The 25226-nt window shown below is 42.8% G+C and carries 20 protein-coding genes; 4 read left to right on the forward strand and 16 right to left on the reverse strand.

The annotated features are described in order from the left end of the window. Window positions 1–150 precede the first annotated feature (150 nt). Entirely contained in the window at window positions 151–1416 is a 1266-nt protein-coding gene (locus AB1Y31_06670) for a nucleotide sugar dehydrogenase (protein ID MEW4982849.1), read from the reverse strand. A 21-nt stretch (window positions 1417–1437) separates the two neighbouring features. After that, complete coding sequence (locus AB1Y31_06675) at window positions 1438–2229, reverse strand: enoyl-CoA hydratase (protein ID MEW4982850.1); 792 nt, start codon at window positions 2227–2229, stop codon at window positions 1438–1440. Window positions 2230–2591: 362 nt separating this feature from the next. Here AB1Y31_06675 and AB1Y31_06680 point away from each other — a divergent pair, with 362 nt between their 5' ends. The 4 genes from AB1Y31_06680 (at window position 2592) to AB1Y31_06695 (ending at window position 9590) form a co-directional block, all read left to right on the forward strand. Continuing rightward, window positions 2592–4253, forward strand: coding sequence for an AMP-binding protein (locus AB1Y31_06680; protein ID MEW4982851.1), 1662 nt, complete (start codon window positions 2592–2594; stop codon window positions 4251–4253). Between the two features lie 89 nt (window positions 4254–4342). Further along, on the forward strand, window positions 4343–5479 hold the full coding sequence (locus tag AB1Y31_06685) for a thiolase family protein (protein MEW4982852.1): 1137 nt from the start codon (window positions 4343–4345) through the stop codon (window positions 5477–5479). Beyond that, window positions 5479–7803: a 3-hydroxyacyl-CoA dehydrogenase NAD-binding domain-containing protein gene (locus AB1Y31_06690; protein MEW4982853.1), complete on the forward strand. Its 2325-nt coding sequence runs from the start codon at window positions 5479–5481 to the stop codon at window positions 7801–7803. The genes AB1Y31_06685 and AB1Y31_06690 overlap by 1 nt, the downstream gene beginning before the upstream one ends. Before the next feature lie 2 nt (window positions 7804–7805). Continuing rightward, window positions 7806–9590 (forward strand): acyl-CoA dehydrogenase C-terminal domain-containing protein, encoded by a 1785-nt coding sequence (locus AB1Y31_06695; protein MEW4982854.1) that lies wholly within the window; start codon window positions 7806–7808, stop codon window positions 9588–9590. Window positions 9591–9642: 52 nt separating this feature from the next. Here AB1Y31_06695 and AB1Y31_06700 read toward each other — a convergent pair whose 3' ends face one another. From AB1Y31_06700 to AB1Y31_06765, 14 genes are all read right to left on the reverse strand, one after another. Further along, window positions 9643–9912 (reverse strand): helix-hairpin-helix domain-containing protein, encoded by a 270-nt coding sequence (locus tag AB1Y31_06700; protein MEW4982855.1) that lies wholly within the window; start codon window positions 9910–9912, stop codon window positions 9643–9645. A gap of 130 nt (window positions 9913–10042) precedes the next feature. Continuing rightward, window positions 10043–11185, reverse strand: a complete 1143-nt coding sequence (gene lapB, locus AB1Y31_06705; GenBank protein MEW4982856.1) for a lipopolysaccharide assembly protein LapB — start codon at window positions 11183–11185, stop codon at window positions 10043–10045. After that, window positions 11186–11476, reverse strand: a complete 291-nt coding sequence (locus tag AB1Y31_06710; GenBank protein MEW4982857.1) for a LapA family protein — start codon at window positions 11474–11476, stop codon at window positions 11186–11188. It abuts the gene before it with no gap. 122 nt (window positions 11477–11598) lie between these two features. After that, window positions 11599–11901 carry an integration host factor subunit beta gene (locus tag AB1Y31_06715; GenBank protein ID MEW4982858.1) on the reverse strand — a complete coding sequence of 101 codons (303 nt, stop codon included), beginning with the start codon at window positions 11899–11901 and terminating at the stop codon, window positions 11599–11601. A gap of 59 nt (window positions 11902–11960) precedes the next feature. Beyond that, window positions 11961–13628, reverse strand: coding sequence for a 30S ribosomal protein S1 (rpsA, locus tag AB1Y31_06720; GenBank protein MEW4982859.1), 1668 nt, complete (start codon window positions 13626–13628; stop codon window positions 11961–11963). Between the two features lie 173 nt (window positions 13629–13801). Further along, the gene (cmk, locus tag AB1Y31_06725; GenBank protein MEW4982860.1) at window positions 13802–14476 is read right to left on the reverse strand and encodes a (d)CMP kinase; all 675 of its coding nucleotides are present in this window, start codon (window positions 14474–14476) and stop codon (window positions 13802–13804) included. Further along, window positions 14473–15774 (reverse strand): 3-phosphoshikimate 1-carboxyvinyltransferase, encoded by a 1302-nt coding sequence (gene aroA, locus AB1Y31_06730; protein MEW4982861.1) that lies wholly within the window; start codon window positions 15772–15774, stop codon window positions 14473–14475. Before aroA ends, cmk begins: the two co-directional genes overlap by 4 nt. Window positions 15775–15780: 6 nt before the next feature. Beyond that, window positions 15781–16653, reverse strand: coding sequence for a prephenate dehydrogenase/arogenate dehydrogenase family protein (locus AB1Y31_06735; protein MEW4982862.1), 873 nt, complete (start codon window positions 16651–16653; stop codon window positions 15781–15783). Continuing rightward, window positions 16643–17773, reverse strand: coding sequence for a histidinol-phosphate transaminase (hisC, locus tag AB1Y31_06740; protein ID MEW4982863.1), 1131 nt, complete (start codon window positions 17771–17773; stop codon window positions 16643–16645). The genes AB1Y31_06735 and hisC overlap by 11 nt, the downstream gene beginning before the upstream one ends. A 43-nt stretch (window positions 17774–17816) precedes the next feature. Further along, window positions 17817–18902 carry a prephenate dehydratase gene (gene pheA, locus AB1Y31_06745; protein MEW4982864.1) on the reverse strand — a complete coding sequence of 362 codons (1086 nt, stop codon included), beginning with the start codon at window positions 18900–18902 and terminating at the stop codon, window positions 17817–17819. Between the two features lie 8 nt (window positions 18903–18910). Next, window positions 18911–20074, reverse strand: a complete 1164-nt coding sequence (locus tag AB1Y31_06750; protein MEW4982865.1) for a phosphoglycerate dehydrogenase — start codon at window positions 20072–20074, stop codon at window positions 18911–18913. A 65-nt stretch (window positions 20075–20139) separates the two neighbouring features. Next, window positions 20140–21222 carry a 3-phosphoserine/phosphohydroxythreonine transaminase gene (gene serC, locus AB1Y31_06755; GenBank protein MEW4982866.1) on the reverse strand — a complete coding sequence of 361 codons (1083 nt, stop codon included), beginning with the start codon at window positions 21220–21222 and terminating at the stop codon, window positions 20140–20142. A gap of 19 nt (window positions 21223–21241) precedes the next feature. Beyond that, window positions 21242–23821, reverse strand: coding sequence for a DNA gyrase subunit A (gene gyrA / locus AB1Y31_06760; protein MEW4982867.1), 2580 nt, complete (start codon window positions 23819–23821; stop codon window positions 21242–21244). Window positions 23822–24081: 260 nt separating this feature from the next. Next, window positions 24082–25221 (reverse strand): sensor domain-containing diguanylate cyclase, encoded by a 1140-nt coding sequence (locus tag AB1Y31_06765; GenBank protein MEW4982868.1) that lies wholly within the window; start codon window positions 25219–25221, stop codon window positions 24082–24084. Between the last annotated feature and the right edge of the window lie 5 nt (window positions 25222–25226).

Genomic DNA, 25226 nt, shown 5'->3' on the forward strand with positions numbered 1-25226 from the left:
GGCAACATTTTATTTGAATCATCCGCTGTGCAAAAACACTCATACCTAATTGTCAGGCGATAAACCTTCCTTCAATTATTATTTCCTTTGACGCAAGCCAACGTCAGCTTAGCCACTGACTCACCTTCGTTCCTTGAGCCGTTTTTTTAATTACAAACGCCCATCCGATTCAGTTGAATCAAGCAGGTATTTAATATCATAAAGCACATGCTTGTCTTTACCGAACGCATGAATACTTGAGGCACTAAGCTCTTTAAACTCATCATGGGAAACCGCAACAATAATCGTGTCATAGTAATTGTCAGCGGGCCATCCGATTAACCTTAAACCGTACTCACTCAGCACCTCTTCTTCATTGACCCAAGGATCCCAAACATCAACTTCTGCATTGCATAGCTGCAACTCTTCAACCATCTCAATAACACGGGTATTTCTCAAATCGGGACAGTTCTCTTTGAATGACAGCCCCATCATCAATACCTTCGCGCCAACGATACTTAACCTTTTTACCGCCATTAACTTAACCACTTCACTGACAACAAAAGACCCCATATTGTCGTTAATGCGCCTAGCCGCCGCAATCAGCTGCGGGTGATAGCCCAGTGTTTCAGCTTTATGAACAAGGTAATAAGGGTCTACACCAATGCAATGCCCGCCCACAAGGCCGGGTCTAAAGGGTAAGAAGTTCCATTTCGTACCAGCGGCTTGCAAAACTTCTTCAGTGTCGATACCGATTCTATTAAAAATAAGCGCCAATTCATTAACTAAGGCGATATTAATATCGCGCTGCGTGTTCTCAATGACTTTAGCGGCTTCAGCTACCTTTATACTGCTGACCTTATGCGTTCCGGCCGGAATAATAGATTGATATAAATCATCAACCGTTGTTGCAACCTTCGCTGTTGAGCCTGATGTGACCTTGGTAATGGTCGTTAAGCTACGTTCTTTATCACCGGGATTAATGCGCTCTGGGCTATAGCCACAAAAGAACCCATCATTGAATATCAGACCTGAGAGTTGTTCTAGAATGGGCACACAAACTTCTTCTGTTGCGCCCGGATATAAGGTCGATTCATAAATGACGATGTCGCCGTCACTCAAATAACCGGCCACTGTTTTCGTAGCCTCTTTTATCGGCGTTAAATTCGGGTTATTACCCTTATCTATTGGCGTAGGGACTGTAATGATATAAATATTAGCCGTAGAGAGTTCTGTTGTGTCTGTCGTAAAAAACAACTGCTTAGCTGCTGCTATTTCAGCAGTTGACATCTCAAGTGTTACATCCACACCCTCGTTTAATGCCGCTATACGTTCCTTACTGATATCAAAGCCGATGCTAGGATACTGCTTGCCCAACTCAACCGCCAAGGGCAAGCCCACATATCCCAGTCCGATGATGGCTATATTAGTGTTCATTTTAAATGGTATGTTGAGCGCCTACTTAAATTGCGCGCGGCGTTTCTCACAAAACGAAGTGACACCTTCAGTAAAATCTTCTTTCAACATACTCGAATAAAAATTCTCAGCCTCTTCATCCAACCGGTCTTTTAAACTGACATCGTACGTTTGGTTGAGCAATAGCTTGGTTCTCGCCAACACATCATTAGGCCCTCTGCATAATGTGTCCGCCAACTCCTTAGTTTTAGTCTCCAGCTCATCTGTGCTAACGACCTGATTGACCATTCCCCATTGCTCGGCTTGTTCTGCCGAAAATCGTTGCCCTGTCAACGCCAGCTCCATTGCTCTTTTTTGGCCAACGGCTCGCGGTAAGAAGTACGTCATCCCACCATCCGGCGTCGTGCCAATTTTACAATAAGCTACCGACAAAACCGTACTCTCAGCAGCTACCACCATATCGCACGCCAGCATCAAACTTAAGCCAAAGCCTGCAACAGCGCCTTGAACACTCGCCACAACTGGCTTTTCCATCGACGTAATATTTAGAATCGCTTCATGCAAATCACTAAACATATCATCCGGTAAGGCCGATTCGCCTTCTACCGCATAAGCATCAACCAGAGATTTAAAGTAATCAATATCACCCCCAGCCATAAAGTGATCACCCGCTCCCGTGATGATAACGCACTTAACTTTTTCATCATTTTTCAATTCTTGGGTACAACGTCGCAAATCTGCTGGCATCTCCAAACCCAATACATTCAATTTTTCAGGCCTATTTAAAATAAGCCAAGCGATATTTCCTTTCTTCTTAACTAAAACAGATGACATTAATTTTTCCTAATTACAATTCAACAAAATGACATAGTGCCTTTATTTAGTTTTTTTGCAATAAAAACCTTGTTCCTTTAGTTATGCCAGAGTGAATCCAGTGCTCACTATCCAACACTGTTAATGCACTGATAGTGTTGATACGAATCAAATCCAGCAGCGCTCAGTTCTCAAGCTCGTTGAAATCTTTGAACTATCACATTTTGCTTGAATTAAACAAAGTCCCTTTACCACGACCTTTTAATATAGGATTATTTATACCGTTGGGCTGGTTTTTCTTCAAACGTTACAAATTTTGTAGCTGTGGAAAAAACAGACTCGCTTTACTCGACTTTAATATGCAGCCGACAAAGGAAAGCATCATGGACAGACCTTGGTTAAATAGTTATCCAGAAGGCATTAATGCCGATATAGATATCAACAAATACGCCTCCGTTGTTGAAATTTTTGAGCAAAGCGTTGAGCAATTTGCCAGCAGGCCTGCTTTTAGTAACTTCGGTAAAACGCTGACTTATGCTGAGTTTGAGTCCTCAACCAGAGCAGTCGCTAGCTACTTACAAAACAAACTAGGCTTAGAAAAAGGCGACCGCGTTGCGATTATGATGCCGAACCTGCTACAGAACCCTGTCTGTATTTTTGGCGTTCTTAGGGCTGGCTTAACGGTAGTCAATACGAACCCACTATATACTGCGCGCGAATTACGTCACCAACTAAACGATTCTGGTGCTAAAGCCATTATTGTTGTTGAAAACTTCGCCAGCACCGTTCAAGAAGTTGTTGCTGATACCCAGCTTGAGCATATTATCGTCACCAAAATGGGCGATATGCTTGATTTTCCAAAATCAATGCTGATCAATCTAGTCGTTAAATACGTTAAAAAAATGGTGCCCAGCTTTTCCTTAGCAAACGCCATTTCATTCAAGAATGTCTTATCTGAAGGTGCAAAACTAGAGTTTACTCATATTGCGCCAACACACGACGATATCGCATTTCTGCAATACACCGGCGGCACAACAGGGGTCTCTAAAGGCGCTATATTGACCCATAAAAATATGGTTGCCAATATGTTGCAAGCATCCGAATGGATAAAAAATGACGTTATCTTAGGCAACGAAATCGTTATCACCGCGCTACCGCTCTATCACATCTTTTCATTAACCGCTAACTGCCTCGTCTTTATGGAAGCTGGCGCAAAAAACATCTTAATTACCAACCCCAGAGATTTTGCAGGTTTTGTAAAAGAACTCAGTAGCATTCCTTTTACCGCCATTACCGGTGTTAACACCTTATTCAACGCCCTTATCAATACCAAGGGCTTTAGTGACATTGACTTTTCTAAGCTTAAAATCACTCTTGGTGGCGGCATGTCGGTGCAACCGGCCGTGGCGGCGCAATGGAAGCAAATAACAGGTTGCACACTGGTTGAAGCCTTCGGCTTGACAGAAACATCGCCAGCGGTGTGTATCAACCCTTTAAACCTTAAAGAATACAATGGCAGCATTGGCCTTCCTATTTCGTCAACATACTGCCAGCTAGTTGATGATAAAGGGCAGGTTATTACAGATGGCGAATCTGGTGAGCTATGCGTTAAAGGCCCACAAGTTATGCGAGGCTATTGGAATCGCCCAGAAGAAACGGCCAATGTTTTATCGGATGGTGGCTGGCTTAAAACAGGTGATGTTGCAAAAATGGATGGCAATGGTTTTTTCTACATAGTCGACCGGATAAAAGACATGATTTTAGTCTCTGGCTTTAACGTTTACCCCAATGAAGTTGAAAATATTATCGTTGAACACGACGGTGTTCTTGAATGTGGTGTGATTGGTGTACCCGATGAAAAACGCGGCGAAGCCGTTAAAGCATTCGTCGTTAAAAAAGACGATTCCCTCAGCGAAGCTGATTTAATCGCCCACTGCAAAAAGAGTTTAACCGCTTATAAAACGCCTGACAAAATTGTCTTCATTCAAGAACTACCTAAGACCAATGTTGGCAAGGTGTTAAGGCGCGAATTAAGATCGTTGTGACATCGCAAAAACATTGAATCAACTCAATGAGATTCACCGTGCAAGCACACAGTCACTTAACAAAGAATTAGCAATCAAATGGAGTTAACATGAAAAACGTCGTCATTGCAGCTTACGCAAGATCCCCTCAAACATTTGCACACAAAGGTGCTTTAGCGACCGTTAGGCCGGATGACATGGCCGCACAAGTGATCGCCAGTCTAGTGACAAAGACAGGCATCGACCCAAACACTCTTGAAGACCTTATCATGGGCTGCGCATTCCCTGAAGGCGAGCAAGGTTTTAATATCGCTAGGCTTGCTGGTTTAATGGCCGGGCTTCCACAATCCATTGCAGCGACCACGGTTAATCGCTTTTGTGGCTCATCAATGCAAGCCATACATATGGCCGCGGGTGCCATCCAAATGGATGCAGGCGAGGCTTTTATCTGTGCCGGCGTTGAATCCATGAGCCGTATCCCTATGGGTGGTTATAACCCTATGCCAAGCCCCGAGCTATATAAATCTCTCCCCGCCGCTTACATCAGTATGGGCGAAACCGCTGAGAACGTCGCAAAACAATACAAGCTTACGCGTCAACAGCAAGATGAATTCGCCATTATTAGCCAACAAAAAGCCATTTCTGCTCAACAGCAGGGCTATTTCACTGATGAAATCGTGCCTATCGTTACCCGAACCGGCACAGTCAATGTGGATGGTTGCCTACGCCCCAGCACCACATCAGACGATTTAGCAGGCTTGAAACCGGCTTTCCTAGCCAATGGCACGGTAACAGCCGCCACTTCATCGCCTTTAACTGATGGCGCATCCGCCACACTGGTTTGCAGTGAAGAATATGCAAAACAAAACGGCTTATCGCCTTTAGCACGTATTAAGAGTATTGCGGTAGCAGGTTGCGCACCAGAAACGATGGGCCTTGGCCCCATTGCCGCGACAAAAAAAGCCTTATTACGCGCCTCATTGAGCATCAAGGATATCGACATTATCGAGATTAACGAAGCCTTTGCCAGTCAATCCATTGCCTGCATTCAAGACTTAGGCATCCCAATGGAACGCGTGAATTTAGACGGTGGCGCCATAGCTTTAGGTCATCCCCTTGGCGCTACAGGTGCTCGTATTACGGGAAAAGCAGCTTCTTTATTAACACGTGAAAACAAACAATACGCATTAGCAACCCAGTGCATCGGCGGCGGTCAAGGCATCGCAACGATATTGGAGTCTATCTAATGAACATTGAACGCGTTGCCGTGATTGGCGCTGGCGTAATGGGCAGCGGTATCGCCGCGCAAATTGCCAATGCAAGCAAAAAGGTTTTGTTATTAGACATCGTGCCTGACGGCGCTACAAATAGAAATATTATCGCTGAAAGCGCTATTCAAAAGTTACTAAAAGTTAAGCCTGCCGCTTTAATGCATAAACGTAACGCCAAACATATTACGCCTGGCAACCTAGAAGACCATCTAGCTGAGTTGGCGGATGTTGACTGGATTATCGAGGTCATCATTGAGCGGCTTGACTTAAAACAGGCGCTTTATAAAAAAATTGATCGCGTTCGAAAACCAAACAGTATTATTTCGTCGAACACCTCAACTTTACCGCTGGCTGACTTAACGGCAGGCATGCCCGACAGTTTTACCAGCAATTTTTTAATTACTCATTTTTTTAACCCACCGCGCTACATGCGTTTAATGGAAATCGTTCAAGGCCCTAATACGCGCCAAGAATCGGTTGATACTCTTGACTATTTTTGCGATCACCACCTTGGGAAAGGCGTCGTAAAATGTAACGACACACCCGGCTTTATTGCTAACAGAATTGGGGCTTATTGGATGCAAACGGCGCTGCTTGAAGCCATCCGTTTGCGGTTAACTATTGATGAGGCTGATGCTCTATGTGGCAAACCAATGGGTATACCAAAAACGGGAGTTTTCGGTTTAATGGATTTGGTTGGTATCGATATTATGCCTCATATATTGGCGTCTATGACTCACTCATTACCCGAAGCAGATGCTTTTCACGAACAGGCCGTTATCCCAGATCTTGTCACGAAAATGATTGATGATGGCTACATCGGCCGTAAGGGAAAAGGTGGTTTTTACCGACTCAATAAAGAAAATGGCAAAAAAGTTAAGGAATCCATCGATTTAAAAACCGGCAAATATGCGCCTAGTCAAAAAGCCTCCTTAGCTTGCTTAGCACCATCCACAGCGAAAGATTTGCGTAAATTAGTCAGCTTTGATGACAAAGGAGGTAGTTTTGTTTGGTCGGTGTTATCAAAAACACTCCATTATTCTGCCGGATTAATTCCAGAAATCGCCGCTAGCATTGATGCTATCGACCGCGCTATGAGGCTCGGCTACAACTGGAAATACGGGCCTTTTGAGCTGATAGATAAACTCGGCGTTGAGTGGTTTATCGATAAACTCAATGCAAACGGGCTGCCTATCCCTCCCATTCTGGCGGAGGCTAAAGGCCAACCGCTGTATCGGATTCACAATAAACAACGCCAATGCCTAGATTTAAAGGGCAAATATCAAACCCTAACGCGCGAAAATGGTGTTTTGTTATTAGCCGATATCAAGCAAAATCAACAACCCATTAAGCATAATCCATCCGCCAGCTTGTGGGATATTGGCGATGCTGTTTTGTGCCTAGAATTTCATAGCAAAATGAATTCAATTGACCCCGATATACTAGGGATGATTGATATCGCTATTGCAATCATTCCAACCAAATATAAAGCCTTAGTGTTATATAACGAAGCTGACAACTATTCTGTTGGGGCCAATATTGGCTTGGCATTATTCGCCGCTAATGTTGCAGCTTGGCCGCAAATAGAGGCGATGGTGAAGTCGGGTCAAGACACATACAAAGCTATGAAACACAGCCCTTTCCCCGTTGTTGGCGCACCCGCTGGGATGGCCTTAGGTGGAGGCTGTGAAAGTTTACTCCATTGTGATGCCATTCAAGCACATGCCGAATCATACATTGGATTAGTTGAAGCCGGAGTCGGTCTTATTCCCTCATGGGGCGGCAGTAAAGAAATGCTCACTCGCTGGATGCTAAACCCAAAACGCCCGAAAGGGCCTATGCCCGCTATCAGCAAAGCTTTTGAACTGATTAGTACAGCAAGCGTATCCACTTCAGCTGACGAAGCCAAAAGCCATCTGTTTCTGGCACCGTCAGATGGCATTACGATGAACCGTGAACGTTTATTATTCGACGCCAAAAACAAAGCCTTACAACTGGCCGCTGAGTATATACCTCCTGAACGCAACAATATTTCATTACCCGGTCCTACCGCTAGCACTGCACTCAACTTAGCCGTTGACAGTTTTGTAAAATCGGGCAAAGCCACTTCATACGATGCCGTCGTTGCGAATCAGCTTGCCATGGTATTGACTGGCGATGAAACAGATATTTCAGAATTGCATTCAGAAGATGATTTGCTGTCATTAGAGCGTAAGGCTTTTATGACATTGATAAAACAACACAAAACACTCGACCGAGTTCAACATACGCTTGAAACTGGAAAACCTTTAAGGAATTAAGTATGGCTACTTTAAAAGCGCCGGTTGATGATATTAACTACCTAGTGCATGAGTTTTTAAATACCTCTGAACTAGACAGCATCCCCATGTTCGCTAATATGACAGCCGATCTCACGGCTGCTATTTTTGAAGAAGCCGGCAAAGTGAGCGAGACCTTATTATTTCCGCTTAATAGATCCGGTGACGAAGAAGGTTGTTCATTTAAAGACGGTATCGTCACAACACCTAAGGGGTTTAAGCAGGCTTACCAAGAGATGACGGCCGCTGGTTGGGGCAATTTAACCTGTAAAGCAGAATACGGCGGACAAGGCTTGCCTCATTACATTGCGAATGCAGTCGATGAAATGCTTATTTCAGGCAATATGTCATTCACAATGTATATGGGGTTGACTCTAGGCGCCTATAACGCGATTGAGCAATTTGCCAGCGAAGAGCTAAAAGCCAAATTTCTGCCCAATATGGTCTCAGGAAAGTGGAGCGGCACCATGTGTCTAACTGAACCTCAATGCGGCACTGACTTAGGGCTCATCCGAACTAAAGCCATTCATCAAGAAGATGGAAGCTATGCCATTACTGGTAGCAAAATATTTATTTCAGCTGGCGAACACGACTTGACCGAAAATATTATTCATCTTGTATTAGCACGAACTCCCGATGCACCAGAGGGCATTAAAGGTATTAGTTTATTTCTTGTCCCGAAAATCAATATCGATATCAATGGCACGTTAAGCAACTCAAACAGCACTGTTTGTAGTGGTATAGAGCACAAAATGGGCATCAAGGCATCGTCTACATGCGCAATGGAATTTGAAGGCTCCAATGGATACCTGATTGGTGATCTAAACAAAGGCATGAAAGCTATGTTTATCATGATGAACAGTGCCCGTATTCATGTGGGAATTCAAGGTTTAGCACTCGCACACGCCTCATATTGTGGCGCTGTAGACTACGCAAAAGAACGCACCCAAGGACGTGCACTTTCGGGTGATAAATACCCTGATCAGCCTGCTGACCCACTCATCGTTCACCCAGATGTAAGACGGATGTTAATGACAATGAAAGCATATACCGAAGGTGCTCGAGCATTCAGCCTTTGGTTATCGTTTAAACTTGATCTATCACATAACGCTGTTAATTCTTTACATCGCCAAGAAGCGAATGAACTGGTCTCCTTACTCACCCCCGTCATGAAATCGTTTCTAACCGATATTGGCGAAATAACGACTAGCCTTGGTATGCAAGTCTATGGAGGTCACGGCTACATTCGTGAAAATGGTATGGAACAATACCTACGTGACGCGAGAATAAGTAAAATTTACGAAGGTACTAACGGTATCCAAGCATTGGATTTAGTGGGCCGTAAACTGCCGGCTCATATGGGCAAATACTTACGCCACTTTTTTCATCCATTATCAGAATTCCTCGAACAACATTCAGAGGACGAACGTATGTCGGCATACATTCAACCCTTAGCAAAATCTTTTTCAAGACTTCAAATGGCTACGCTTTTTATTGCACAAAAAGGCTTATCCAACCCTGATGAAGCCGGTGCCGCTGCAAGCGACTACCTTAATTTATTTGGACTAGTTGCCCTAGCTTATATGTGGGCTTCAATGGCAGAGCAAGCTCTCAATAGAAAAGGCAATATGCCCGACGAATTTTATGATGGCAAACTAACAACAGGTCTGTTTTATATGCAACGCTTGTTACCACAATCAGGTTCGTTACTGTCTAACATTATGTCTGGCTGCGACAGCACGATGAGTTTAAAAGATAGTCAGTTTTAGCCACATCGACATAAAAAAGCCCTGATTAATCAGGGCTTTTTATAATGATTCGTTATGACGACTTAACGTCTAATTGAATGCTCTCACGGTTTTTATCAACCGTTGCTGCACCAATCCCCTTTATTTTGGTAAGCTCTTTCAAGTTTTTAAAGGCACCATGCTTTTCACGATAAAGAACAATAGCCCCTGCTTTAGCTGGCCCAATTCCCTTAAGTTCTTTTGCTATTTCTTCAGCCGTTGCCGTATTAACATTAACAGCCAATGTTGACATTGAAAAGCTCAGACAAACCAACGAAGCAACCAACATAATAATCTTTTTCATAAATGTCCCTATTTATTAATTAATTGAATATCCGTACTTAGTAACGCTTCTTTACTATGGATAAGTCAACTGGCGGGGTCAATACGCTTATGCCTAAATCACCGTAAGAAAATGCTGACACCTGGAGTCGCTATAGTAAAACAGGCTCAATAACTCCCCATTCTTTACAGCTTGGGCAACACCAGTTTAAGTCAACAGAGGTAAAACCGCATTGCTTACATTGAAAACCGGATGATTCATCCTCAAGCTGTTTAATGATATTACACAAAAAAACAGATTCGGTACCCTCTGGCTCACCAGCATCTACTTGCGCATACAATTTCAAATAGCTTTTGCTCGGGTGTTCCAATAACTTTTTATACATAAAAGCCGATGCTTCAGCTGCTCCTCTTTGCTTGAGCAATACATCCATAAAACGACTGATAACAATGGTAGATTCATTAGCCGACTGAAGGTTAGCAAGAAACTCAAACTTTTGCTTAGGCTTATCCAACTCATCAAAGCAGGTAAGAATCAAATCGATAAACACGGGAATAAATCGAACATCTTGATCCATAATTTTCATTAAGAATTTTAATGCCTGCTTATATCCACGCGTTGTTATAGCCATCTCGGCATTAATAAGGTTAGCCCTAACGCATATAGGATCTATTTTAAGTGCTTTTCTTAAATGATTTTTTGTAATGCTGGTGTCAGAATCATCTTTGTAAAAAAGTGCTGCCTCGCAGTGCAAATGCGACAACAATGAAGTCTGTTTATACAGGTCAATTGATTCTAATTTTTCTGCATATTCGATTGCACTTAACCACTCTTTTTCTTGCTGATAAACAGACAATAATTGCCGAATGACATTAACCTTATGCAAATTACCTTTTTCAAGCTCAAGAAAGATACTTTCTGCTCGATCAAGCAAACCAGCACGCATATAGTCGAGACCCAACTCATTTAAAAGGCCCGCTCTAGTTGTATGATTAATTTGTGGGCGAGCAATCAAGTTTTGGTGCAAGCGTATTGCTTTTTCAACCTCTCCACGTTGCCGGAATAAGGTGCCAAGAGCCAAATGTACTTCAATCGTCTCATCGTCAACTTCCAACAAGTCAATAAAGACATCGATAGCTTTATCCGGCTGCTCGTTTAATAGGTAATTTAGCCCTTTAAAATAACCTTCGTGTTCATTAAGAGGCTTTTCCGCTTTCGCTTTATAGTGTCTAGAGGCAACATACCATCCACTGGCTGCTGCAACTGGTAGCAGCATTATTGCAATTTCAAACATTTAGTTTATGCGTTTTGCTGGATAAGTTCTTAGGTTGGAAACTTCTTTTTTAGTGATAGCAGCTTCTTTAGATAACGCTGAGTAACGTTGACGTAGGACTAAGTTACTCCAAACTTTAGCCATCAAGCCAATCAACGTACCTAAAATAAAAGCCGTAAGAAGCGCAAAGGACAACGGCATTTCAAGCCAGCCATAGTAATAATTAATTTGTATCGGCGCAGAATTCAAAATTGACAATACAAAGCCAACAACTAGAATTACTACAAACAACAATAGGTATAAAAATCTCATATTAACCTTCTAAAGCTTTAGACATCATGTCAGTAAGTCACTTTCATGTTCGATTATAACAAGCCCCCGTATAATTAGGACTTTTCTTAAAGCAAAAAAAAGCCCCTTTAAAGGGGCTTTTTTTATTTAATTCTGTATCGTTCTTTCGCTTCATCAACCCGTATTCTTAACTCTTTCCCCGGCTTAAAGTGGGGCACATACTTTCCTGATAACGCGACTGACTCACCATTTTTCGGATTTCTTCCAACCCTTGGCGGTCGATAGTGCAGTGAAAAGCTACCAAACCCTCTAATCTCAATCCTTTCGCCAGAAGATAGCGCCCTACTCATTCTCTCGAGAATACACTTAACTGCTAACTCAACATCTTTATAAGGAAGATGGACCTGCTGATCTGCTAATTTTTCTATTAATTCTGATTTAGTCACATAGTCACCTTAAATTGGATCTAGGTGGGAAGTTGAATTCCCACCTAGCTCCAAACAGTTTACTTATCTTCCATTGAGCTTTTGAAGATATCACCTAATGTAGGTGTGCTAGCATTTTGAGCAGAGTAATCGCTCAATACTGCTTTTTCTTCATCATCATCTTTAGCTTTTATAGATAAGTTAATGGTTTTATTTTTACGATCAATACCAATAAACTTAGCTTCAATTTCATCGCCTTCAGTTAGGATGTTTCTAGCATCGTCAACACGGTCGCGATTCAATTCAGAGGCACGTAAATAGCCTTCAATGCCATTTCTAAGCACGATAACAGCGCCTTTAGCATCTACTTCTTTCACTGTACCTTTTACTAGACTACTTTTCTCGTTAGACGCTAAGAACTCTTGGAATGGGTCTTGTTCGAGCTGCTTAATGCCCAATGAAATTCTTTCACGATCTGAATCGATCGCTAGAATAACCGTTTCAATTTCCATACCTTTCTTGAAGCTTTGGAGATCTTCATCGCCTTTTTCATCCCATGAAATATCAGATAAATGTACCAAACCATCAATTTCTCCATCCAAACCAATGAACACACCAAAGTCTGTGATTGATTTGATAAGGCCTTTGATTTTGTCGCCTTTCTTATGAATAGCTGAGAAATCTTCCCATGGATTGCCTTTACATTGCTTCATGCCTAATGAAATACGACGACGTGTGTCATCAATTTCAAGAACCATAACTTCAACTTCATCACCCAAAGAAACTATTTTAGCTGGGTTAACGTTTTTGTTAGTCCAATCCATTTCTGATACGTGAACAAGTCCTTCAATACCGTCTTCAATTTCAATGAAACAACCGTAATCAGTTAAGTTAGTCACTCTACCGCTAAGTTTAGAATTCACAGGGTAACGGTCTAGAATGTTAACCCAAGGATCTTCACCCAATTGCTTCATACCAAGTGATACACGTTTCTTCTCTTCGTCGTAACGTAAAACAAGTACTTCAATATCTTGTCCAATTTCGATAACTTCAGACGGATGCTTAACACGCTTCCAAGCCATATCGGTAATATGTAATAGACCATCTACACCACCTAAATCGATAAACGCGCCGTAATCGGTAAGGTTTTTGACCATACCTTTCAAGATAGCGCCTTCTTTCAAGTTTTTAAGTAGTTCTTCACGCTCTGCACTGTATTCTGTTTCAAGAACAGCGCGACGAGATACAACAACGTTATTACGTTTTTCATCAAGTTTAATCACTTTAAACTCAAGATCTTTACCTTCTAAGAAGGTCGTATCTCTTAACGGACGTACATCAACAAGTGACCCTGGTAAGAAGCCACTCAAGCCACCTACTTCGACTGTGAAACCACCACGTACTTTGCCAGTGATGACACCCGTAACTGTTTCTTTTTCTTCTGCTGCTTTTTCTAGGAATTTCCAAGCGGCGGCTTTCTTCGCTTTATCTCTTGATAATAGCGTTGAGCCTAGGCCGTCTTCAACCATATCTAGTACAACTTCAACTTCGTCGCCGATGGCTACTTCTAGCTCACCTTTTGCGTTAACAAACTGCCAACGAGGGACATTGCCTTCTGATTTTAGGTTAGCGTTAACGATAACTGAGTCATTAGTGATATCAACCACTAAGCCAGTAATTAACGTACCCGGTGTAAGTTCAGCGGATTGAATGCTTTCTTCAAATAATTCTGCGAAATTTTCGCTCATGACGTTCTCTTTATTAATTTTTAAGGGCATTAGGAGCCTTTAAAAAAGGTTAAGTTATAAAAAGTTTGAGCTGTATGAACTCAAACCACCTTGGTTTCTCTTTAACGAGATTTCACCCCACATGGGGTATGTGTCATCATATTGGTGTGCTAAGCACGCCCTTTAATCCAACACTATTTGTTTTTCAATATATTTAAAACTTGCGCCACAACTTCATCAATAGCATTAAACGATGAGTCTATATAAACGGCGCCATCTGGAATTACCAGCGGAGACACTAAGCGGTTTTTGTCCCGCTCATCTCTTTGTTCAATATCTTGAATAACATCAGACAGATTAGCATTTATTCCTTTCTCAATCAACTGCTTATAGCGCCTTTTTCCTCGCTCATCGGCGGTAGCTGTCAAATAGATTTTATATGGCGCATCAGGAAATACCACACTGCCCATATCTCTGCCGTCTGCAACTAGCCCAGGAGCTTCCTGAAATGTTTGCTGCTTTGCCAATAACCCGCTTCTGACCTTTGCAAACACTGCAATTTTTGAGGCGACATGACCGACAGCTTCGGTCTGCAATTGGTCTTGTACCTGCATGCCATTAAGAAACACCCCCCAATTTCCCTGTTCTGCCTTCTTAAACTCTAATTCTATTTTGTCAATTAAGTCGGCTAATGCATCTTCATTGTCGATATCCACTTCATTCTTAATCGCCGCTATTCCGAGCGCTCGGTACAAAGACCCACTATCTAAATAATGCCAACCCAGCTTCTCGGAAACACGCTTTGAAATAGAGCCCTTCCCCGATCCGCTAGGCCCATCTATCGTTAAAACGGGTACCGGCTTACTCATTTTGTTTCTAGGTTAAAACCACACATAGTGGCCAAATCAACAAAATTAGGAAACGACGTAGCAACATTTTCACAGTTATTTATTTGAATCTGGCCTTTAGACTGCAGACCGGCAACCGCAAACGCCATCGCAATTCGGTGGTCATCAAAACTCTCAATTGTTCCACCGTTCACACTACCGCCATTAATAACCATTCCATCCGGCGTCGCCTGAGCATCAACGCCCAACGCTTGCAGGCCATCGGCCATGGTTTGAATTCGATCACTTTCTTTAACACGCAACTCCTCTGCGCCAGTCACCACGGTGTTACCATCAGCGTATGCTGCAGCCACAAATATCACCGGAAATTCATCAATAGCCAACGCTACCAAGTTATCAGGAACGTGTATCCCTTTTAAGCGACTACTTTTGACACGCAGGTCAGCCACCTGTTCACCACCAACTACCCGTTCATTCAATAGTTGAATATCAGCACCCATTTGTAACAAAATATCGATAACACCTGTGCGCGTTGCATTAATGCCAACGTGCTCGAGCGTTATATCTGAGTTTGGTGTAATCGATGCCGCCACAAGGAAAAAAGCGGCAGAAGAAATATCCGCTGGCACATCAATTGACATCGCCTTTAAAGTACCACCACCTTGCAGCGACACAACATTTCCCTCGGTTCTCACATCGTAACCAAAACCTCTGAGCATTCGCTCGGTATGATCTCTAGTAACGGCCGGTTCAACAACGGTAGTCGTTCCCTCTGCGTAAAGACCCGCTAACAATAAACATGACTTTACCTGAGCACTCCCCATCGGCATTTCATAATGAACCCCCAACAGTGGTGCGCCGCCGTGTATTTTTAATGGTGATGTGCCTGTCGCCGTACTTTCAACTTTTGCACCCATCAGTGACAACGGATCTAAAACTCGGCGCATCGGCCGCTTAGTCAACGAACTATCGCCCGTTAATACACTATCAAAAGCTTGCCCAGCCAGAATGCCCGACAATAAGCGCATTGAGGTACCCGAATTACCAACATACAAGTCACCCTCTGCTGGCTTAAGCCCGTGCAAACCTACACCGTGGATCCTTAACTGACCTTCACCTAAGCGATCAATCTCAACCCCCATATTCTGAAAGGTTTTTAAAGTAGCCAACGCATCTTCGGCTTCTAAAAACCCACTTACCTCTGTCACGCCTTCAGCCAAGCTTCCGAGCATCACTGATCGATGCGAAATTGACTTATCTCCGGGGACACGAAATTTACCATTTAGCCCTTCACTAGGGGCCGAAAACATTGTATTCATTTGATATTATTTATTTTGCAGGCTTAAAAAATATTCACGCGCACCCTGCGCAGATTTAAAAATATCCAGTAAACCTTGTTTATCTTTTGTCTCAATCAATGATGAAATTTTCTGATTGAGCCGTTCTAATTCTTTCATCACATTGATCAGCTCAGATCCATTAGCCAAACAAATATCAGCCCACATTTCAGGATTACTAGATGCAATGCGCGTAAAATCTTTAAATCCACCTGCGGCATATTCAAATATTTCACGTTCATCCTGCTTATTTTTCAGAACTTCTACTAATGAAAAAGCCAACACATGCGGTAAATGACTGGTTGCAGCGAAAACTTCATCGTGGTGTTGAGGGGACATCTTAGAAACTATTGCACCCATCTTCTGCCACCACAATTGACACTTTTTTATCGCTATTATGTCCGTTTCTTCAACCGGCGTTATGATACTCCGTTTACCATGAAACAAGGTATCGCTAGAAGCTTCTACACCATTTTTTTCTGAACCTGCGATAGGGTGAGCTGGCACAAAATTACTAGGTACTTCACCAAAAACTGATGTTAATGCACTCAACACACTTTCTTTTGTACTGCCAACATCGGTATATAAGCAGTCTTTCGACCACGTGGCTTTTAACTGCTTAAACACGGCTTCGAAAGAACCCACTGGAGAACAAACGACCACAATATCCGCGCCTTTTGTGGCTTCTGCAATAGACAGATCAAAGCTGTCGATAACACCCAAATCAACCGCCTTTTGCAAGTGACTTTGGCTGCGCCCAACCCCTACTATATTTGCGCATAACCCATTCTCTCTTGACGCTCTAGCGATTGAACCACCAATTAAACCAACGCCAATGATGCATATTTTTTTAAACATCATTCAGTACTCTTCCCAAAGCATCTAAAAATATTTTATTTTCTGTTGGCAAGCCTACAGATACTCTTAAATGCTGGGGCATTTTATACGCCGATATTGGACGCACAATAACTCCTTCTTGCAGTAATCTCGTATATATCTCTGGCGACTGATCACCTACATTAACGGTTATAAAGTTAGCGACTGAAGGAATATAATCCAAGCCCAGCTGCTCAAACCCATCGGCCACTAGCTGCAGACCTTGTTTATTTAACTCGCGGCTTTTCTCAATATACGTTTCATCTTTGAGCGCTGCTTCTGCCGCCACTAAGCCCAACGAATTAACATTAAATGGATGCCGTACTCGATTAAGTAAATTTGCAATATCGGGATGACTGAGCGCGTAGCCAACCCTCAAACCAGCTAAACCATAAGCCTTTGAAAAAGTTCTTGTGATGATAAGGTTTGGGTATTTCGTCAGCCACTTTATTGTGTCGATCACGTCTCGTTGAGCTAAATATTCACAATACGCTTCATCCAACACAACGATAACGTCACGAGGTATTTTTTTAATAAAGTTTTCTAAAACATCTGAGGCTAACCAAGTCCCTGTTGGATTATTAGGGTTAGCAATAAAAACCACCGAGGTTTTTTCAGTCAGCAACTTTTCCATCGCGTCTAAGTCGTGCCCATAAGCTCCATCATTATCAGCCGAGTACGCTTTTGCCACGCACGCTGTCGCACCCACTGATTGGGTCGCTATCGCATACACAACAAATGCATATTCTGAATAGACCGCCTCACGACCTGCACTTAAAAAGACGCGGGCTATTACGTCCAGCACATCATTTGAGCCATTGCCAAGCGTGATCATATCCGCGGTAACCCCCAGCTTTTCCGAGAGCGCTTTCTTCAAATAAAAACCACTGCCGTCTGGGTATTGTGAAATATCACCTAATGAGTTTTGAATCGCCCTTTTAACCGCGTCACTCGGGCCCAAGGGGTTTTCATTTGAGGCTAGCTTGACAATATTGTCGAGACCTAGCTCTCTTTGAAGTTCATCAATTGGTTTCCCTGGCTGGTAAGGAAATAAACCATTTATTGGCTCGAAAGCCAAATCACAAAAGAGATTTTCTGTAGACATATTAATTATTGTTTTTTTCGAGAAAGGCCTAGCTTTTCACGTGTTAAATAACCGCTTTGGGGTAAGAGCCTAATACTTTTAACAAATTAACGTTGGGTAATAACTCTTGCAGTACTACTGCCACTTTCTCATCTTCTTGATGACCATCAATGTCAATAAAAAAGACGTAATCCCATGCAGCTTGCCTTGATGGTCTCGACTCAATTTTATTCAGACTTATGCCAGCATAAGCAAAAGGTGCTAATACACTTTGTAATGCACCAGCAATATTTTTTGTAGAAATCATCATCGTGGTTTTATCGTCGCCACTAGCAGGTATTTTTTGTTGGCCAATAACCAAGAAGCGTGTCGTATTATTCGACTCATCTTCTATATTGTTTGCCAATGTATTCATCTGATAAATATCTGATGCCGCTTCACCTGCTATTGCAGCCGCACCGGTTTCTTTACTCGCAAGCCGCGCCGCTTCAGCGTTGCTACTGACTGCGATAGTTTCTACGTCAGCTAAATGAGACATAAGCCATTGCCTACATTGCCCTAACGATTGCTGATGTGAGTAGACAACCTTAATTTGATCCAATGAGTCGGCCGTTGACATCAGGTGATGATGAATGCGTAAAGCCACTTCACCACAAATGTACAGAGGTGAATTCATGAATCTGTCCAAGGTATGACTAATAACGCCTTCAGTTGAATTTTCAACAGGCACAACGCCATAATGCGCCTGCCCATTTTCAACCTCGTGAAAAATATCTGCAATCGTCACCGCTTGAACCGTATTTACCGCATGACCAAAATGCTTCAATGCTGCTTCTTGTGTGAAAGTACCAGAAGGGCCTAAATAAGCAACCGTTAACGGTTTTTCCAATGCTAGACACGATGACATTAATTCACGATAAACTCGCGCAACGTGCTCATCTTTCAATGGCCCTGGGTTTTGTTCTTTAACCCGCCTTAATACACTGGCCTCACGGTCGGGACGGTAGAAATCAACCGATTCACCTTCACGCATTTTAACAACCGCTACTTCTTTAGCTAAATCAGCACGCTCATTAAAAAGTGTTAACAACTTACCATCTAACTCATCGATAGCATCTCGTAATTCTGATAGTGAATTGTTAACACTCATCATAAACCTTAAATTGTTCTAACTGATAAAACACCGTCGATCGCTTTTATTTGGTTAACAACCTCGTCGGTAATTTCTGTATCCACATCTAACAAGGTATACGCCAAATCGCCTCTAGATTTATTCAATAAATCCAATATGTTATGACCTGTTTCCGCCAAAATACTAGAAATTTGACCGACCATGTTAGGTACGTTTGAGTTAGCAATAGCCATACGGTAGCCGCTCACTCTTGGCATCTTAACCTGCGGGAAATTCACCGAATTTTTAATATTGCCATTCTCTAAAAAGTCTTTCAACTGATCAGCAATCATAATGGCACAATTTTCTTCCGCCTCTCCTGTAGAAGCGCCCAAATGCGGCAGCGTAATCACACGTGGATGATCTTTCAATAAATTACTTGGGAAGTCACAAATATAGGCATAAAGCTTGCCTGAATCTAACGCTGCAACAACGTCTTCATCATTGACAATGCCGTTGCGTGAGAAATTCAAAATAATCGCATTATCGTTCATTGTGCTAATACGGCTCGCATTAATTAAGTCTTTAGTGCCTTCATTAAGCGGTACATGAATGGTTACAAAATCAGACTTTGCTAACAGCTCATCAACCGTGTTTGCCGATTCAATAGAAGATGATAATTGCCACGCACGTTCGACGGTAATGGCTGGATCAAATCCAACAACACCCATGCCTAAATCTTGTGCCGTATTGGCAACTGACGTGCCAATAGCACCAAGACCAATAACACCTAATGTGCGGCCAGGCAGTTCAAAACCAACGTAATTCTTCTTAACTTGTTCTACTTCTTTACCAATTGACTCGTCATCACCTTCTAGGTTTTTCGCACATTCCCAAGCCTGACAAATATTACGACAACCCAATAGCATCCCAGTTAAAACCAATTCCTTAACGGCATTAGCATTAGCACCAGGTGCATTAAAGACGGGTATACCTAAGGCACTCATTTTTTCGATAGGAATATTATTCACGCCAGCACCTGCTCGACCGACTGCTAAGACGCTTTCCGGAATATCCATATCGTGTAACTTTAAAGAACGAAGCATATATGCATCAGGGTTTTGCATTTCTGACGCCACTTCATACGTTTCTCTTGGAAACTTTTCAAGACCTTTGACAGAGATATTATTCAATGTTTGTATTTTGTACATATTACTAACCTATAAAGTATTTAACGGGGTATTTATCAGCTTCAAATGATAAATTTATCTGTAATTTAAGCTTTCGTTCTTTCAAACTCTGCCATCATGCTAATCAATGCATCAACACCTTCTTCGGGCATGGCGTTGTATATGCTGGCTCGCATACCACCCACAGAGCGATGTCCTTTTAATGTTACTAAACCGGCTGCTTTTGCTTCACTCAAAAATAACGCGTCCAATTCACTATTTGCTAATGTGAATGGAATATTCATTCTAGAGCGCGAGCTAAGCTCAACTGGGTTCGCATAAAAGTCTGAGCCATCAATTGCCGCGTAAAGCTTTTCAGATTTACGAATATTGCGAGCTTCAATCGCCGAAACTCCGCCATTTTCTTTGATCCACTCAAACACCAAACCCATCAAGTACCAGCTGTATGTTGCTGGCGTATTGAACATTGAGTCAGCATCCGCATGATTTTTATAATCCATCATAGAAGGCGCTCCCGCTTGAACATTACCAATCAAGTCTTCACGAACGATGGTTAAGGCAATGCCTGATGGGCCCATATTTTTTTGCCCACCGGCGTAAATAACGCCAAACTTACTCACATCAATTTCTCTAGATAAGATATTTGATGACATATCTGCCACTAAATCCAAGCCGCCTACGTCTGGAATGCTCTGAAATTCAACACCGCCAATAGTTTCATTGCTGGTGTAATGCAAATAAGCAGCTTCTTGATCGATATCCCAGCTATCTACAGCGGGAATTGAGGTAAAGTTATCACCTTCCGATGTCGCTGATACTTGCACTTTACAGTGAATATTCGCTTCTTTAATCGCTTTCTTCGCCCAAGCGCCTGTGTTGACATAACACGCCTTGTTGTTACCACGAAGCAAGTTCATTGGTACCATTGAGAATTGCGTTGTCGCACCACCTTGTAAAAATAGGACCTTGTAATTAGTTGGCACATTCATCAACTCTCTGACGTCTGCTTCGGCTTTCTCTGCAATTGAAATAAACTCCTTACCACGATGGCTCATTTCCATAACAGACATGCCTGAACCATTCCAATCAAGCATTTCGCTTTGGGCTTTTTCTAATACTTCTACTGGCACCGCAGCTGGGCCGGCACTAAAATTATATACGCGGGACATCTAAACCTCCTTAAAACAATTAATCTGTGATTTCTTCGTCAGATGCGGACTCTTCGTCGACGTCATCTTCATCTAAACTAGCAATACGGTCTAAGCCGATTACTTTTTCATTTTTAGCCGGACGAATAACGCGTACACCTTGCGTATTCCTTCCCAAAATTGAAATTTCTTTGGTGCGTGTTCTCACTAATGTACCGCCATCGGTGATCAGCATTAACTCATCAGTTTCATCAACCAACACCGCACCAACTAGGGCACCATTACGCTCGCTGGTTTGCATCGCAATAACGCCTTGACCACCGCGCTTGTGAATCGGGTACTCTTCAATTTGCGTGCGTTTTCCATAGCCATTTTCTGTTAGCGTTAATACGGTACCTGGCTCTGAAATAATGAGTGAGATAATACGCTCTTCTTCTTTCAATCGCATACCACGCACACCACTGGCCGTACGTCCCATTACCCGTACATCAGCTTCTTTAAAGCTCGCCACCTTTCCTGAACTAGCGAATAGCATGACTTCTTTTTCACCATCGGTCACCGCCACACCCACTAAGGTGTCATTATCGCGTAAATCAATGGCGATTTTGCCGTTTGCACGCGGCTTTTCAAACTCTTTTATAAAGGTCTTTTTAACGGTTCCAGATTCCGTCGCCATAAAGATAAACTCATCTTCATTGAACTCACGAATTGGCAAAATAGCATTTATCCGCTCATCACTTTCAAGTGGTAACAAGTTAACGATAGGTTTGCCTCTAGCGATCCTGCTGGCAACGGGCAAATTAAACACGCGCAGCCAATACACCTTACCTTTACTGGAAAAACACAATACTGTGTCATGCGTATTGGCAATAAATAACTTATCAATGAAGTCTTCGTTCTTGGTATTCGCCGCTGTTTTACCTTTACCACCACGGCGCTGAGCTGTATACGATGTCAATGGTTGCGACTTAACGTAACCCTCATGCGACAGCGTGACCACCATATCTTCTTCTGTGATGAGATCTTCAGCCGTTAAGTTCAAAAACTTATCGACAATTTCAGTCCTACGATCTTCTTTATATTCTTCAATCAGCTTCTCTAGTTCGTCGCTGATAACAGACATCAAACGAACTCTATTCGCCAAAATATCCAGCAAATCGTCGATCACAACTAGCAAGCCTTTATATTCTAGCAAAATCTTATCTTGCTCAAGCCCCGTCAAGCGATGCAAACGAAGCTCTAAAATAGCTTGAGCTTGTGCGGGTGATAAATGATAAGCACCATCGAGCAAACCATATTGCTCTTCTAGCTTATCTGGACGAGAACGACTGGTGTCGGCCTTGGATAACAAGTCAGACACCAAACCCGGTTGCCATGACGCTTCTAACAAACTCACTTTCGCTTCGGCAGGTGTTTTTGCCGCCTTAATCATCGCAATCATCTCGTCGATATTGGATAGCGCAACAGCCAAACCTTCCAATGTATGCGCACGCTCCCGCGCCTTACGTAAATCGTATATCGTCCTACGGGTGACCACTTCTCTTCTGTGGTCAATAAAAGCATTTAAAATTTGCTTAATATTCAAGCATTTTGGGCGGCCATCAATCAGTGCCACCATGTTGATACCAAACACATTTTGCAGTTGCGTATGCTGATACAAATTATTGATGATAACTTCCGGCACTTCGCCGCGCTTTAACTCAATAACCATACGCATGCCGTCTTTATCAGACTCGTCACGCAAACCAGAGATACCCTCTAACTTCGCATCTTTCACGAGGTGCGCTATTTTCTCCATTAAGCGCGCCTTGTTTACCTGGTACGGTAACTCAGTAACAACAAGCGACAATTTACTACTCGAACTCTCTTCACCTTCAACGTGGTATCTGGCACGTAAATAAATCTTGCCACGCCCTGTTTGATAGGCTTCACGAATGCCGCTGGCACCATTAATAATTCCCGCAGTAGGGAAATCAGGGCCAGGAATGCACTCCATTAACTGGTCAATTGTTGTTTCTGGATTTTCAATTAAACGCAAGCAAGCAGCCGTTACTTCGGCAAGGTTGTGCGGAGGAATGTTAGTCGCCATACCGACAGCGATCCCAGACGAACCATTGACGAGCAGCAACGGCACACGTGCTGGCAAAACGGTTGGCTCAAACTCAGACTCATCGTAGTTCGCGTTGAAATCGACCGTTTCTTTATCCAGATCAGCCAACATTTCATGCGACAACTTTGACATTCTGATCTCGGTATAACGCATCGCCGCAGCTGAATCACCATCAACCGAGCCAAAGTTACCTTGACCATCCACCAACATATGGCGCATTGAAAAAGGCTGAGCCATACGAACAATCGTGTCATAAACCGCTGTGTCACCATGTGGATGGTATTTACCAATCACATCACCAACAATACGTGCTGATTTTTTATACGCCTTATTCCAGTCATTACCCAGCACACTCATCGCAAATAACACTCTGCGATGCACCGGCTTCAAGCCATCTCGCACATCGGGCAATGCTCGACCAACAATAACACTCATTGCGTAGTCTAAGTACGACTGACGCATCTCATCTTCAATATTGACTGGTATTGTTTCTTTTACGAGCTCAGACATGTACCGGTATCCCCTCAGATGCCAAATGATTCAATAAAACTTTAAGAAAGAAGAAAAAGCCTGGCCTTTACAGCACCACTTTATCGCCTAAAAATTGATGAAAAATAAAGCCGAAATTATACCCTAAATAGCCACTTCTTGATAACTTTGTTTATCCTCATTGATCACTGATCTTGGGCTTACGATTGCACTGTATAGAAAACAAAAACACGAAAGAGCAGTCATTATAAAACTGACATCAAAGAACCTACGCAGCTTGATTAAGCTGATTCTTTTTCTGTTGCGGGAAGGGCCGCAACTTCACCACCGCTTAACACTTGATTACGGCCAGAGTTTTTCGCCAAATAAAGCGCCTTATCGGCCACCTCAATCAAAACAGCCCTATCTATAGCCTTTAACACCCCTGCTTGCTTAACAACGAACGTTGACAAGCCAATTGAAACCGTTACGTTCAATCGCTTACTATGCGGTAATTCAACGCCAGCTCGGGCAACCGCCTTGCGCATCCTTTCGGCCACTTCAATACCCTTCTTCTCCGATGCCGTTGGCAGTATGGCGACAAATTCTTCGCCACCATAACGCGCTAAAATGTCATTGCTTCTGAGTTGGCTACGCAACTGCTCTGCCACATGCCTTAATGCCGTATCACCCACTTGGTGACCAAAGGTATCATTCACTTTCTTAAAAAGATCGATGTCGATGAACAGGCAAGACAGGCAATCACCGGTTCTTAGCGAGCGAAGTATTTCCTCATCCAGCCGTTGCTCAAAAAAGCGTCGATTATTAACCCCGGTTAATGTATCGAATAAACTACTACGTCTAAGCTGTTCATAGTTGAGCGTATTTTCTATACAAACACTCAGCACCTTACCCAAACGATCTAAGAAATAAGTCGCCATATCGGCTTGAAAACGCGCACTGTCATCGCTACCAAATACCATGCAACCCAAATACACACCTCGCCGCACTAAGGGGATCACAGCCACTGTTTGCGGCTCATCCTGCTGTTCAGGCCAAAACTGCTTAGCAAGGGTATTACTGGCATTGCCCAATAATATACGTTGAGAGACGCCCAGTTTTTCTTTAAACAGAGCAATATCAGAGAGCAAAATAATGCTTTGATATTCATCAAACCTGAACCCATCTTCGGTCAGAAATTGCTTGATCTCGCCCGACTCATCCGCCAACACCAGAGACATTGATTGAAGACTGAAAACCTGTTTCGCATCATCATGGATATGTTCAATCAATTCCCGCAAGGAATTTAGCGATAACAACCGCACTTCCAAATCCTGAAAACGTTTTAACATCTCCTCGTTCTTTTGCGCGCGTTGTATCATGCCATCCAAATGGCTCTGCAGCATGCAAACTTGCGTATCTAAATCGTCTTCCATACCCATAAATT

The sequence above is a fragment of the Cycloclasticus sp. genome (genome assembly GCA_040743155.1).
Lineage (GTDB): Bacteria > Pseudomonadota > Gammaproteobacteria > Methylococcales > Cycloclasticaceae > Cycloclasticus.